Source organism: Paenibacillus sp. GCM10027630, assembly GCF_042676305.1.
Lineage (GTDB): Bacteria > Bacillota > Bacilli > Paenibacillales > NBRC-103111 > Paenibacillus_S.
The window spans coordinates 25,887-39,686 of the sequence record NZ_JBHTGY010000096.1; the positions used below are offsets into that span (position 1 = coordinate 25,887).

A 13,800-nucleotide genomic window follows, 5' to 3' on the forward strand; every position below is an offset into this window, starting at 1 on the left:
GTAACTAACTTGACATTTTCCTGATAATTGCACGGAGTGCGCCAGACTGCCATGTAATGCCGTAACCGAACCATGAACCATGAACCACGAGCCACCGACCACGAACCCGATACCCGCGATTAGCACGCGTTGGAAGGCGACCTCATCTTATGCGTCACTAAGAATACACAAGAATGTGCAAAAGAGCCTTCAACTATTAAAGTGGAATTGAGGGCTCTTTGCTACCATCTATTCGGGATAAAAGGGTGGAGGGGTTGTCTCAAAATGTCTTTTGAGACAGCCCTGTCCAATATCCTTATTACTCTTGCTTCAGTTACTTCATGAGCTGCTTCTCCAGCCACGGGAACGAATGCTTGCCATACACCTCATGGCCCCCCGGAAACAGGTCGGAGTCCAATGAGTCCGGGACTCCGGCCGCTTGGTACACAACCTTCAGCCGGGCTAACGCCTTCTCCGTCCCATGGAGCGGGAAGATCTTATCCTCCCGGCCTGCTTCAATAAACAGCGGCCGCGGCGCGATAAGGCCGATCAGCTCGGGCATCTCGGCGTACCGCAGCACGTTCGGGATGTAATTATCCACACAATGACGCATGCTTAGGATGCTGTCGAGAAAGGTATTCGTATAGCAGCTAACTACCGCTGCCTGAATCCGTTGGTCGAGCGCAGCCGTGAAAGCAGCGACCAAGCCGCCGCCGGATAGACCGAAGATGCCGATGCGGGAGGCATCCATCTCGCTGCGGCTCGATATGTAATCAATTGCCCTCATCGTTTCCTGAATGCGTACTCCCGCAATCGTTTTACCCAGCATGAGAAGAAAAACACCGATTGGAAAACAAGAGTTCGTGCTGCTGTTGACCACAACCTCGTTCTCCAGCTTGCGGTCGCCAAAGCCGATCAGCTCAGGCACAATAACCGCGAACCCTCGCTTGACCAGGGAAAGCGCGAACTTGTGGTGAACGTCAGGGTCAGCATCTCCGGCTTCCCCGCCGTCAGCCAGCAGCCCGACCACAGACTTGCTGCCGTAACCATGGCCGTGACAGCCAACGACGACCGGCAGCTTGCCCTGCTTCCCCTTCGGTAGAAGCAGATAGACAGGCATACGCAACGATTCGGCCGTTGTGATCTCGATCCGCTCACGAATATGATCCTCATATTCGACACGTTCAATCTCCACCGGCTGCAAATCCACTCCTGCGGCTTCAAGTCCACCTAACGAGTCAATGAACTTCTCTGTAAGCGCTGACTTCCATTCCAGCCATTCCGCGCGGCTCTCCGCTTGGAATGCCAGCTGCCGTGACTTCGCCTCATCATACAACCGCCGCAAATATTGATCAGGACTCCACATCGTTGGAATTCTCCTCCCCGCTCCCTGCCTATTGTACGGAAGCTGTCGCTTCTAGCTCCAAGCAAGCCATGACGAATGGCGCGAAGCCCTTCGGATCATCTTTGCGGGTAGGTTCGCTGATATAGTAAGCAAAGGAGCCATCACGGTAAGGCCTATTTCCCAAACCGGCCACACTGCAAATTTTATCCAAATGATAGGTGCCATCTGATTCTTGACCCACACATTGCTCAAGCAGCCCTTTGTGACCGCGTCTTGCCGCCTGCAATGCATCTTTGCCCAAATACCCCATCCGATATCCTTTTGCCAGTGCACAAGTAAACATGGCGGAGCCGGATGCCTCCAAGTAATTACCCTTGCGGGTTCCTTGATTCAGCACTTGATACCACAGACCCGATTCCTCGTCCTGCACGTTCAGAATAGCTTGTACCAACCGGTAGAAAATACCGATAATTTGTCCACGCTTCGGATGATCCAAAGGCAAGTAATCCAATGTATCCACAACGGCCATCACATACCAGCCTAAAGCACGGCCCCAGAAATGCGGCGAGCAGCCGTTTTCCTTATTCGCCCAACGCTCTTCTTTCGATTCATCCCAGCCATGATAGAGCAGTCCGGTTTTGGGATCACGCGACACTTTCTCCATCAATAGAATCTCATTAGCCACATCATCAAACCATTCATGCTCGTTAAACTTCTTGCCATAAGCAGCGAGCAAAGGCGAGGTCATATATACGCCATCCAGCCACATTTGGAAAGGATAAATTTTCTTATGCCATAGTCCGCCTTCACTCGTGCGCGGGTGTCCTTTTATTTGTGTAACAAGCAGCTCGATCGCTTTTTTATATTTTTCTTGACCGGTTTTTTCATACAGTAAGAATAAGCCTTTACCTTGGTTAATCATATCGACGTTGTACTCATTTAAATTGTACGTATCGATGCTGCCATCCTCCTGGATGAACAGATCCATATTCATTTTAATGTAATCATAATAGCGTTCGTCACCAGTCTGAAGGTAAACCCGTTCCAAAGCCGTAATAATACAACCATTCTCATAATTCCAGCATCTTCTTTTTTGAAACGGCATATCGGAAACCAGCGGATACCTTTTCATAAAAGAATCTGCCATAGCCGTAGACCAAACTTTACTCATGCCCTTACTCCTCCTTTAGCACTCCATCAGTCTTTGCAAAACTATTATTACTTTAATTGGCCTTTTCTTCAAGGTTCCAGCATATGCTTTATTTAACTTCTTTATGAATTAGCCTATTATTTGCCTATAAAATAGAAAAAAAAGCGTTCGCTCCGACAGGAACTAACACTTTTCGACATAAGCGCTCTTTCAAAAATTACCTTCCGCTACTCTATGCGAAATCGCAGCAACGAACGGAGAAGTTCCTCGGAAAGCTGGTTCAAGGATTCGGAGGAAGCCGCAACCTCCTTGGTAGAGGAAGCTTGTTTGTCCAGTGAGGACTTCACATTCGCAGCATAGGAGCTTGCCTTGCGGGAAATCTGAACACTGTCTTCCATAGTCGCTGTAACCTGCTCCGTGCTGGCTGATATTTGCTGGGATGCCGCCGAAACCTCCTGAATTTGTTCAGCAACCCTCTCCACCGAGGATAAAATAGCGCCGAACACAACCCCAACCTGTGACAACACTACGCTCCCTCTTTCCACTTCTTTTAATTCTATTTCAATCTTATTAATTACTCCTTTGGAGCTTGTTTGAACCATCGCAATTAACTCGGCAATCTGCTTGGTCGATTCACTCGATTCATCAGCCAGTTTCCTAACCTCGGCCGCAACTACCTGAAAGCCACGTCCATGCTCTCCTGCACGCGCTGCTTCTATTGAAGCATTCAACGCTAACAAACGGGTCTGCTCCGATATTTCTCGAACAACGCTCAGAATGCGGTCAATCTTAGTCGATAATTCATGCAGCTCCGCTATGGTAGAGGCCGTTTCGCCAACCTTGGCTTTGATCGACGACATTTGAACGATAGCCTGATCTACATCCATAGAACCTTTTCTCGCTTCTTCCGCCGCATCTCCAGCTGCCCCTGCTACAAGAGACGAGGTTTCAGCAATTCTCTGAACGCCGATATTCACCTCATTCATGGCAACCGAGGTTTCCTGGGCACTCTGTACCTGCAAGGAAGAGCCAGCCGCAACCTCCAGCATCACCCCGGAGATAATCCGGTTATTCCCCTCACTCTCCACAACACTGGATTTTAGTTGTTCGGCAGATTCATAGGCTTGCACAGTCACCTCCCTGCTCTGTCTGACAACTTCGCGGAACGTATCCGTCAGCTTATTGAATGCAGCGGTTACCTGTGAAAATTCATCCTTCGTTTCTGTCGCAACTTTTATTGTTAAATCCCCTGCTGACAGCTGATTGGAGGCGCGAACAAGATGATGAATAGCTCGTTTCACGGATAAATAAAAAGCGGTGAACAAATAAACAACAACAACCACTACGATAATAATGAGCAGAATATCCTTCGTCTTATTAGCCTTATAGCCGTCCAGCCTGTTATCGAAGATTTGCTGAAGCAGCTTCATTTGGCCAAGAAATAATTCCTGACTTGCTTTCTTGGCATTGCGGCTCAAAGAGGTCATCTCGTCTGCAGTAATTTGAATAACCCCATTGTTAAGCAGCCTGTTATTAAATGCATCTATGGCAGCCCTCGTCGAACGGTTGTTGGCTTCCAGAAGTCCATCCATTTGCTGTTTCGTCTTGGGGGTTTTCTTGCCTATCAGATCGGCAAATCTATTCATTTTATCCAAAAGAGCTTCCAGGTCCCCTGTCAATCGAATGAGCTCTTCTTGTTCCTGGGGGTTCTTAATTTGCTGGCGGGCTACGACCTCAGTCCCCATCAACTCCATTTTTTCAAGCTTGGTCCAATAATTAGGCAATATAGTAACGACAGAGTCCATTAAATAGTAGCTCTCAAATTCCGGGTCGAGAATCAGGTTCGAGGAATTTTGCACGTCTTCAATTAGAAGCAATACGATTTGCTCCAGAGCCGTATGTTGAATCTCGTAAAAGTTCTGGCTTATGGAGGTTCCGTTCGACTTAATTAATTCCCATTGCTTCTCCAGGCTCGCCCATAATACAGGGTCCAGCAGATCAGGGTTCGCTCCCTGCTTCAGCCCGTAGATGATACTATCAATCTGCTCCCCGATTCCCTTCGTGTCCTTAGTGGCTGAGGGTGCAGGAGAAGTACCCATGTGCAAGCTCCATCCGTATTGCTCCAGCGCGAACATTAAATCCATTAAAGACTGATGATAGGCCAAGCCTTTTTTCTCTTTTTCCGTGAACTGAATATCTGTATTTATAGTGGAGAACATCTGAGCTGTAAGTGTAATTATGGGAATAGCGAACACACAGCCAATCAGCAGAAATTTTTGAGGATACCGCAGCTTATTCATTAATGCAACCGCAGGGGCAAACAATTGCTGCCACCCCAAGGGGGAGGTTCTCATCAGCTTCATTGTGACCACACCTTTTCTGTTGTCAAATAGCATGACATTATAGGTACTGCTCATTTTCTTACAGATAAAAGTCTTCTTCAGCTAACGATGTTAGCGGTAGTCTAGCTTAGTTCGTTTGGCAGCAGCAGCTGCCATCCGGTCCGCCGCAAGCTGCGCACGGAAGGCAACCAACTCTTCATCTATGCCTGACAAACGCCCCTTCTCTACAACTACGCGTCCCCCCACAATGGTCATATCCGCCTGATACGCGCCTACCGTTACCGGCAGCGATGCATCATCGAACAATGCTCCTGCAAAGCCGAGCTGCGACGCATCCAGCATAAATAGATCGGCCGCCTTGCCAACCTCAAGCGACCCTATTGCGTCCTCCCAGCCAAGCACCCGGGCCGAGCCGCGTGTAGCCAGGGAAAGCGCCTCATTGGCGGTCAAGGCATCCCCGTTTAATTGCTTATGCAGCAAGTAGGCCATCCGCACATCCCACAGCATATTCGAAGCATCGTTGGAAGCCGAACCGTCCACCCCAAGGCCTACCTTCACACTAGCCTGAAGCAGCTTCCTCACAGGGATCGTGCCCGAGGACAGCTTCATATTGCTGGAAGGACAATGGGCAACACCACAGCCGCAGGCCCCCATTCTCTGAATTTCCGCATCATTAAACCAGATACCGTGCGCAAACCACACATCGTTTCCTACCCAACCGGTATCCTCCATATATTCAAGCGGTCGCATGCCCATCCTCTCTAGGCAAAATTGCTCTTCATCCATCGTCTCGGCCAAATGAGTATGCAAGCGAACACCATAGCTGCGGGCCAGATCGGCAGACTCCTTCAATAACTCCCGCGTCACCGAGAAGGGCGAACACGGCGCAACACCGATCCGCAGCATGGAAAAGCGGGAAGGATCGTGGAATTTCTCAATCACACGCCGCGTATCTCTTAGAATCTCTTCTTCGCTCTGACACACTTCGTCAGGAGGGAGCCCACCGTTCGACCGCCCCAAGCTCATTGAGCCACGAGTCGGATAAAACCGCATGCCCAGCTCAGCGGCTGCCCGGATTTCCTCATCGATTAGCTCGGTCGAAATGCCGCGGGGAAAACAGTAGAAATGATCCGAGGAAGTGGTACAGCCACTTTTCAGCAGCTCACCGAGTCCAACCATCGCGCTTAAATAAATGTCTTCAGGCTCCAGATGTCGCCAAATTTCATAAAGCGTCAACAGCCAGTCAAAAAGAGAGCAATCCTGTGCAAGAGGAAGATTACGGGTCAAGGTCTGGTACAGGTGATGGTGCGTGTTGATGAGACCGGGGTATACAATTTTGTTTCGAGCATCAATAACTCTATCTGCCGTCTCGTAGGGAATATTCTCGCCAATCGCAACGATCTCCTGTCCGACTACATACAAACTGCCATTTTTGATGACACGGCTTTCTCCATCCATCGTGACGATGCTTCTTGCATTTTGGATCAACAAAGAACGGTCATTCATGGGCTAGCCTCCTAAGAACTTCCACCGGGAAAGTTCATTTCGCAAGCATTTACTTATTCGTTTCCCCTGGGAAAACTAGCATCGAAATGATTGTTATTTCCATTTTAATCACAGGAGAGATGTATGTAAACTATTCTAACATTAATTTTGTTTTCAATTACAAAACAAGGACTTAATCTTAGATGAATTGACGAATCTCTATCGTAAATGGAAGAAAACATGTCACGCGACTGTCCGTCTACACCTTATCTTCGAGAATCCACTCTCTCTTACCCTCAATGAGCACTCGATAATACACATTTTCCACCAATCGCCTTACTGCTATAATTAACTATAGTTCGGCATACATATTACATTTGTAAGCAAGCTTTAGAACCATTATGCTCAACTGCCGTTGCCGAGGAATAGAGGAATAGAGCTATCCAGTAGTGGAGTGCACCCGCAGAGCAAAGGAGCGGTATCCGGCTCATGTCCATCCGATACATATGGAAGCAGCTATGGCGCAGTTTAAATAAAAAGACTAACGAAGCCGTCCGCCTATGGGATGACCTATGGTTCCGTGAGGGCTCGATCATTACAGGCCGCTATCGAATCGAGCGCAAGCTTGGCATGGGCAGCTACGGAGTCGCCTACCTATGCCGGGATGTCCGCTCCGGGCAGCGCTGCGTTATGAAACGGGTCACCCCGCTCCGAGGCGGTACACAAAGGGCACAGTTTATTTATGCCAAAGAAACCGGCATGCTGGAGCTTCTTTCCCATCCCGCCATTCCGGCACTCTACAGCAAATTCCGTTATCGCAATCATCTGTGCTTCACTATGGAATTTATGGAGGGAAAGAGCTTGGACACTCTTTTATTCCAGGAGCAATGTACCTTTACCGAGCGTGAATCCCTGCTTTTGATCCGGAGGCTTTTGCCCATTGTCTCTTATATGCACTCTGTCGGCGTTCTGCACCGCGATATTAACATTGCTAACGTGGTCGTTGAGGGGGAGCGTGTTAAACTCATCGACCTGGGGCTGGCCCGCGAGCTTGCAAATGCCGAAGCCGTTGTGGAAGACGTTTTAGATGTTGAAGCGGATGACCCCTCCGAAAAAATACTGCGCAGAACCATCCATGTAACCAGTGACTATTATGCTGTCGGTCATCTTCTGCTTTTTCTGCTGTACAGCACGTATGACCAGGAGGAGCAGGCACCCGCAGGTGCCGATCGGGGCTGGGAGCTTGAACTCACCCTTCACCCGGGCACAAAAAAGCTGCTCCGCCGCTTGCTATTGACGGAACAGCCCTATATTAATGTTCAAGACATCATAATCGATGTAAACCGAATTCTTCTAAATCTGAAAACTTAGCTGCTATAAGAGCTTGAAGATCGCTTCTTCTTGTAATGGGAGTTCCCATATTGATTATGCTGGTTGTATTTATTTCCATTCGATGGTCTACGATAGTCATCACTGCTGCGGTAGGGGCGATATTGGGATCCATTGCGCTTATCCAAACCAAGAAGCTTGCTTAATAATCTGCGTAACATGGCCACACCTCCTGAGAGTTTAACTCCAGCGATACCCGGCATCCCAAGTATTCGCTTAAGTTTGCTTCAATTCTTCTAATGAAACCATCTGCGATGAAGTCCCTCTTGCGTCTTAACATCGGCAATTCAATTAAATCTGTTCTCTTTACGTTGTAAAAGGGGGTTGGTTTCATTGGTCGATCCATCGGTTTGCTCCGGCGCCCTATCTTTTACTGTCCTTTTCAGAAAAAGCATGCTATCGTAATTTGTAAAACTCATTTCCTGAGGTGCCCTATGAAAATCGCTGTTTTCACAGACTTGCATTCGATTTCTCCCAAAGAACGCTTTACCGGTTTGCGTGAAAAAAGGAGCTTTTTTGCCGATGCTTGGCCATCCTTTCAAAAGCTGAACAGCTTGCTGCATCAAGAAGCACCCGACCTAGCCATCTGCCTAGGGGATATGGTCGACTGGTACAGTGACGAAAACCGGGATTTCGCCATTGAATTATTAAACCAATTGCCATGCCGATGGCTGGCTGTACCGGGTAATCATGATTATGAATCTTTTATCGAAGGAGCGGAAGGAATCCGTTCTATCTCAGCAGTGGAAGGTTATGAAGCGGCAGTGAAAGGGTGGAAGGAGCGCGGTATCGAGCTGCACAACCGCTACATAGACCTTGGGTATACCGGACTGGTGCTGCTCGACAGCGCCCGCAGCGGAGTTCCTGACGGCACAAAGGAATGGCTAGGGGAATTAAAAAGCCGACACTCTCGGCAGCTTCTGTTCACTCATGTACCTCTCGATGTACCGGAGACAAGACAATATATCTTATCGGTAGATTCAACTCGCAACTTAAATAAATACGTGCAAAGTCATTCCCCTTGGTTATACCAGGAAGGCCTTCAGCAAGAAATGAACCACATTTTCACAGGCCATCTTCATTTTCCCGGTGATCTCCAAGTAAGCGATACCGTCCGAATGCATATGCTGGGTATGTCTATTACTGATTTACGCCGACCTGAACGTCCAGCCTCCGCTTGTATCATAGAGCTTGAGCATACTGCCATCGGGATACGCCGTATTTCATTGTAATCATGGGGCGTAAACCCTTTCCTATTTCCCGCCTCTTCAATTCTCAGCGATGAGATTGAGATACCTCTCCCCTTAACGACCAGTTAATCCGGCAATAAACGCATACACCCAATCTCCGAGCCCGATAGCCAGGTTACTTTACCGAGCGATTGCGGCTTTTCTGTGTATGCCCCCCTAGAACCCTCTCCTTATTACGCTGATTCGTGATATGTTTACTCCTTTTTATGATAAAATAATCATAAGCTTGGCGACACCCATGTAAATCTACCTTGTAGATGGAGGAACTTGTGAACAAACAATCACTGCGGTTACATTTAACCATTACTTTTGCCATTATGGCCATGATACCTATCCTTGTACTAGGCACTATTCAAGTGCTGCAAATTCGGAATATAACCAACGATTACAACAAAACGCAAAGCCAGACGACTTATCGGCTGGCTGACGCCGTTCAAACCTATACCTACTACCATCGCAACGCAGTCGAAACTTTAGCCACAACGATCAGCGCATCGGGGCCCGCCTTCCGGACGAGAGAAAGTCTGACCTCGAAGCTGCAATCAGTCAAGGACAACCTGCCGGGCTTCAGCAGCCTGTATGTGGCCGACGCGAACGGAATTGTCTCCGCCCACTACCCGGAGCAGGGAGCCACACAGAAGCAGCCGTTATTCGGCATGAATATGAGCAATCGCGATTATTTCATTAAGGTGAAAGCGACCGAAAAGACCACTATCTCTTCTCTGTTCCGCGGGCCAGAAAGTGGTAACGAGCCAGCTATCATCATCGCCGCTCCCCTATACACCGATCAAAAACAATTAGCCGGTATCGCTGTAGGCGTCCTTGATTTGCAACAAATCAAGCAGCTGGTCACCAAATACGACTACGGCTCAGACGCTTATCCCGTCGTATTAGATCCTACCGACCGCGCCATCTATCATCCGGACAGAGAAATTACGAGCTCATTAGTCGACTTATCCGCCGAAGCGGTTGTTCAGGATGCCATAGCAGCCGGACAAGGGTCCGGCAAATATCATTCAAGCATTAGCAAGCAAAGCGAGCTTATTACTTATACAACAATTAAAGATCTCGGATGGACTGTATGGGTAAGCCGTTCTTACACATCAGTTAATGCCGCTTTTTCCGACTCTATGCAAACCACGCTTATTCTGCTCGTGCTTACACTTGTCATAACCGTTATTGTGGGCAACTTGTTAGCCAAACGGTTCAACAACACCATTCATTTATTAGTAGGCTATACTCGAAAGCTGGCTGATGGAGTTTTTGAAGAACCTCAGCGAGACATGACGCCATCCTGGGGTGTCCCTTATGAGCTCGATATGCTGGCTAATCATTTCTTTCGAATGGCCGAGCAAATTAAAGAAAATCAAAGAGCCTTAATAGAGCTTAATGCCCAGTTGGAGAACCGTGTGACAGAACGTACCCGAAGCTTGCTGCGAAAAAATCAGGAGCTGGAAATTGTCAATGTCCTGCTCACGCCAGCCATGCCCAATCAGGAAACCAATGGAATGATCGATGAAAGCATGCGGCAGCTGCGCAATCTGATTGGCGTTGAAGTCCGGCTGCGTCTCTATCCATACCCGCCAACCGAGCAGAATCAGAAGAATGCTGCAGCCGCGGTTATTCCTGTCAATTCGGGTAATTCACCACTTGGTGAGCTGGCTATTTTCAATAGCAGCGGCGCGGCTTTAACGGAGAATGACCGAAAGTTTCTTCACACCTTTTCCAATACAATTGCAGTTATTATACAAAATGACATCCTGGTTAGCCGCCTCCGGCATGAGTACGCCTCTTTAAATGCGGTATTTGAAAGCATGTCCGATGCTATTGTTCTAATAGGTATTCAGCAAAATGTCGTGTACGCCAACCGCAGGATGACCGAAATGTTCGCCATCCCGACGCAGGAATTGCTGTCCATGACCGAAGAAGGACTGTTCGGTGAAATAGCCGCCAAGCTGTCGGGCTCCCATGAAGAATGGACCCATCTGACTTCTAAGCAGCAAATTCAAGCTACATTGAAAATCCGTGATGATAGCGGCAAAGAACGGTTTATTCTCGTTTCCGCTTTTCAAGCGGCGGGTGATGAACGGATTTTTGGCAGAGGCTATGTGTGGCGTGATATTACTAAAGAACATGAGATTGATGCGCTGAAGAACGATCTCATTTCCCTGGCATCCCACGAATTCAAAACGCCGATAACCAGTATTAGAGGTGGCGTAGAAACGCTCCTGCGTAAGGACGCCGAATGGGAGGAGAGCTTCAAGAGAGAACTGCTGGAAGGAATCCACGAGGATATTGGGCGCATCCAGAATCTGATCGATGAATGGCTCGACATCTCCAAGATCGATGCAGGCGCTATGCGGGTTAATCGTCAGCCTCTCCGCGTAGGGGCGGTAATTGATAACGCCATACATCGTTTGCCGCAGCATGCCGCTTTTGCCAATACCGAATTCGATATCCAGCTGAGCAGCGACCTGCCGCTTATTTACGCCGACAAGCTTCGTATGGAGCAGGTATTGGTCAATTTATTCACTAACGCTATCCAATATAATGATAATAAAAAGCCGTTCCTGCGAATTATGGCTGAAACCGATGAAGCTATGGTCCATATTCTCATCGAGGACAACGGAATTGGCATTGCAGAAAATCATTTGGATCACATATTCGACCGATTTTACCGAGTGGATGTCTCAGCGAGCCGCCAAACAGGGGGAACCGGATTGGGTCTGGCGATATGCAAAGGAATAATGGAAGCACATGGAGGCCGGATTCAAGTGCGGAGTACGCCAGGGGCGGGAAGTACCTTCATCATTTCCATACCGGCATTCAACGCTAAAGAGGGGGAAGACGATGAAAAAGCATAAAATCATGATCGTGGACGATGAACCTAAAATTTTACGATTTATTGCGGCTAATTTAAAGTCGTTAGGCCATGAAACGCTGACCTGCTCTAATGGCCCCGAGGCGCTTGAAGCGGTTGACGGCTTCGATCCCGACCTGCTGCTGCTTGATATCATGATGCCCGGCATGGATGGATTTCAAGCGCTGCAGAGACTTCGCAGCTTCTCTAATGTTCCGGTTATTATATTAACCGCCCGTAGTGACTCCAGCGATAAAGTACAGGGATTAAATTTAGGTGCGGATGATTATTTAACCAAGCCTTTTTCCCTCGATGAATTGTTTGCGAGAGTAAATGCCGTGCTGCGCAGACTGGATGGCCGAACCCATGTCCATACCTCGGCAGCAAGCGAAATTCGAACGGGCACCCTTACCGTCAACCTCGCCCAGAGGCGCACTTGGCTGAAGGACGCGGAAATTAAATTTACCGAAACCGAATATAACTTGTTTGTTCTGCTCATTCAGAACGCTGGTAAAGTGATGACACATGAGCAGCTGCTAAGCGAAGTGTGGGGAAGCGAATACCGAGACGACGTAGAATATTTGCGTGTAGCCATCGCACGGATACGACAAAAGATTAAACACATCGAGAACAAGCTTGATGTAATCATCACGTACCCCGGTGTTGGTTATATGGCCCAAATGAAAGAAGAAGAAACCATCTCTCACTAGTTGTGAAGGATGGTTTCTTTGTTCGTAGTCCACATCAATTCGGGATGATCTCAATATCTAACGGGTAATCAGAAACAGTTATCTCTTTCGTAGAGCCTGTTGAAAGATCAACAATTGTTAACCCGTCCCAACCTGTATCGGCAAAGGTTACTCCTCCCGTGAGATAGGCCCACCGGCCATCAGGGCTGCTCGCTACCATTTGATGCACACGATTTAAAGGGATAATCTGCTCAGCCATCGTCGCTACATCCAATACGGTCAAATTCGGCTTCCCGGTCGCACTGCCAGCGGCACCGTTTCCTACGATAAGGAGCTTTTTGCCATCCTGGGTTAGAGCCAAACCTTCTTGATGGGTGTTACCAGTCAATGGCTGTGTCTCATATTCTCCACTCTTTGGATCAAGTATTACAAGCCCTCGGCCTTGGTACGGAAGCAATAGCCGACCGTCCTCACGAACAACCGTATAATGAGGCTTCTCGAAGCCACCCCTGCCAAACGGGGCAACATCCAGCTTGCGCGTGCTGAGAGCCGCCGGGTTCACGACTGTTACCGAATAAGAATCATGATCTATAGTATAAACCTCATGGCCATCCTTGCTTACAACCACATCAAAAGGCCGAATTCCAACAGGTACTGAACCGACAATGACTAGCTTCTCCGTGTCCAGAATCTCAAGCTGGCTAGGCTTACCCTTCAAATAAACGCCTACGTATACGTAACGTCCATCCGGAGAAACCGCGATACCCATACCACCCGGACGGTACTCACCATATTGAACAGGCCCAATCTGGGATTGATAAGGGATTAAAGCGAGCCGCTTGCGCTGCTTAGTATCAACGACTGCGATTCCTTCTGCAGTAGAGATATAGGCTGTGCCGCTGCTTGCTAAAGCGATTCCGAAGGGGGATTTACCAACATCGAGCTTATCCTGCGTTCCCTTCTCCGGGTCCAAAAAGGAGATATATCCGCTTGCCGAGTTTGTCAGCAGAAGGTTAAAGGAGTCCGATTTCACTGAAGCATTATCGTCCACTTTCGGCGTCTGCGCGGCTTCAGCTGTCGATGAATTGGGCAGCACTGCTGCCGTCGGTCGCGGCTCTGAAGGCGCATCTGCGCTAGACTTCAACTGGCAGCCTGCCAACCCTATAATTAGCCCAATTGCGGCTATTGCGCAAGTGATTTTGATTGTTTTGCACCGCATTCTTATTATTCACCTCACCATAAAAAGTATGATATGAAAAATGACAAGAGGAAAGCATCCCTGGCTTCCATGGGTCACTTTCCTCTTAATCC

The 13,800-nt window shown here is 48.4% G+C and carries 10 protein-coding genes; 4 read left to right on the top strand and 6 right to left on the bottom strand.

Translation table 11 applies throughout. The annotated features are described in order from the left end of the window. Positions 1-313: 313 nt before the first annotated feature. The 4 genes from ACFQ0C_RS35785 to ACFQ0C_RS35800 all read right to left on the bottom strand — a co-directional run bounded on the left by ACFQ0C_RS35785 (position 314) and on the right by ACFQ0C_RS35800 (position 6,322). A complete protein-coding gene (locus ACFQ0C_RS35785) occupies positions 314-1,345 on the bottom strand; it encodes an alpha/beta hydrolase family protein (RefSeq protein ID WP_379374250.1) in 1,032 nt (343 codons plus the stop codon). A 28-nt stretch (positions 1,346-1,373) separates the two neighbouring features. Then, complete coding sequence (locus tag ACFQ0C_RS35790; RefSeq protein WP_379374252.1) at positions 1,374-2,495, bottom strand: glycoside hydrolase family 88/105 protein; 1,122 nt, start codon at positions 2,493-2,495, stop codon at positions 1,374-1,376. 206 nt (positions 2,496-2,701) lie between these two features. Then, the gene (locus tag ACFQ0C_RS35795; RefSeq protein ID WP_379374254.1) at positions 2,702-4,837 is read right to left on the bottom strand and encodes a methyl-accepting chemotaxis protein; all 2,136 of its coding nucleotides are present in this window, start codon (positions 4,835-4,837) and stop codon (positions 2,702-2,704) included. A gap of 90 nt (positions 4,838-4,927) precedes the next feature. After that, positions 4,928-6,322, bottom strand: coding sequence for an 8-oxoguanine deaminase (locus ACFQ0C_RS35800; protein WP_379374256.1), 1,395 nt, complete (start codon positions 6,320-6,322; stop codon positions 4,928-4,930). A gap of 468 nt (positions 6,323-6,790) precedes the next feature. Here ACFQ0C_RS35800 and ACFQ0C_RS35805 point away from each other — a divergent pair, with 468 nt between their 5' ends. Continuing rightward, positions 6,791-7,672 carry a serine/threonine protein kinase gene (locus tag ACFQ0C_RS35805; RefSeq protein ID WP_379374258.1) on the top strand — a complete coding sequence of 294 codons (882 nt, stop codon included), beginning with the start codon at positions 6,791-6,793 and terminating at the stop codon, positions 7,670-7,672. Here the strand turns inward: ACFQ0C_RS35805 and ACFQ0C_RS35810 are convergent. Next, complete coding sequence (locus ACFQ0C_RS35810; protein WP_258216309.1) at positions 7,669-7,851, bottom strand: hypothetical protein; 183 nt, start codon at positions 7,849-7,851, stop codon at positions 7,669-7,671. The two genes, ACFQ0C_RS35805 and ACFQ0C_RS35810, sit on opposite strands and share 4 nt — an antisense overlap. Positions 7,852-8,124: 273 nt before the next feature. Here ACFQ0C_RS35810 and ACFQ0C_RS35815 point away from each other — a divergent pair, with 273 nt between their 5' ends. The 3 genes from ACFQ0C_RS35815 to ACFQ0C_RS35825 all read left to right on the top strand — a co-directional run bounded on the left by ACFQ0C_RS35815 (position 8,125) and on the right by ACFQ0C_RS35825 (position 12,510). Next, entirely contained in the window at positions 8,125-8,922 is a 798-nt protein-coding gene (locus ACFQ0C_RS35815; RefSeq protein ID WP_379374260.1) for a metallophosphoesterase family protein, read from the top strand. Positions 8,923-9,209: 287 nt separating this feature from the next. Continuing rightward, positions 9,210-11,804, top strand: coding sequence for an ATP-binding protein (locus ACFQ0C_RS35820; RefSeq protein ID WP_379374262.1), 2,595 nt, complete (start codon positions 9,210-9,212; stop codon positions 11,802-11,804). After that, on the top strand, positions 11,791-12,510 hold the full coding sequence (locus ACFQ0C_RS35825) for a response regulator transcription factor (protein WP_379374264.1): 720 nt from the start codon (positions 11,791-11,793) through the stop codon (positions 12,508-12,510). The genes ACFQ0C_RS35820 and ACFQ0C_RS35825 overlap by 14 nt, the downstream gene beginning before the upstream one ends. A gap of 34 nt (positions 12,511-12,544) precedes the next feature. Here the strand turns inward: ACFQ0C_RS35825 and ACFQ0C_RS35830 are convergent, their stop codons facing one another. Next, positions 12,545-13,708 carry a YncE family protein gene (locus ACFQ0C_RS35830; RefSeq protein ID WP_379374266.1) on the bottom strand — a complete coding sequence of 388 codons (1,164 nt, stop codon included), beginning with the start codon at positions 13,706-13,708 and terminating at the stop codon, positions 12,545-12,547. Positions 13,709-13,800: the final 92 nt, after the last annotated feature.

Bases quoted from the DNA above. Each gene is read 5' to 3' on its own strand.
- ACFQ0C_RS35785 (WP_379374250.1), bottom strand. From the start codon at position 1,345: ATGTGGAGTCCTGATCAATATTTGCGGCGGTTGTATGATGAGGCGAAG.
- ACFQ0C_RS35790 (WP_379374252.1), bottom strand. From the start codon at position 2,495: ATGAGTAAAGTTTGGTCTACGGCTATGGCAGATTCTTTTATGAAAAGG.
- ACFQ0C_RS35795 (WP_379374254.1), bottom strand. From the start codon at position 4,837: ATGAAGCTGATGAGAACCTCCCCCTTGGGGTGGCAGCAATTGTTTGCC.
- ACFQ0C_RS35800 (WP_379374256.1), bottom strand. From the start codon at position 6,322: ATGAATGACCGTTCTTTGTTGATCCAAAATGCAAGAAGCATCGTCACG.
- ACFQ0C_RS35805 (WP_379374258.1), top strand. From the start codon at position 6,791: ATGTCCATCCGATACATATGGAAGCAGCTATGGCGCAGTTTAAATAAA.
- ACFQ0C_RS35810 (WP_258216309.1), bottom strand. From the start codon at position 7,851: ATGTTACGCAGATTATTAAGCAAGCTTCTTGGTTTGGATAAGCGCAAT.
- ACFQ0C_RS35815 (WP_379374260.1), top strand. From the start codon at position 8,125: ATGAAAATCGCTGTTTTCACAGACTTGCATTCGATTTCTCCCAAAGAA.
- ACFQ0C_RS35825 (WP_379374264.1), top strand. From the start codon at position 11,791: ATGAAAAAGCATAAAATCATGATCGTGGACGATGAACCTAAAATTTTA.
- ACFQ0C_RS35830 (WP_379374266.1), bottom strand. From the start codon at position 13,708: ATGCGGTGCAAAACAATCAAAATCACTTGCGCAATAGCCGCAATTGGG.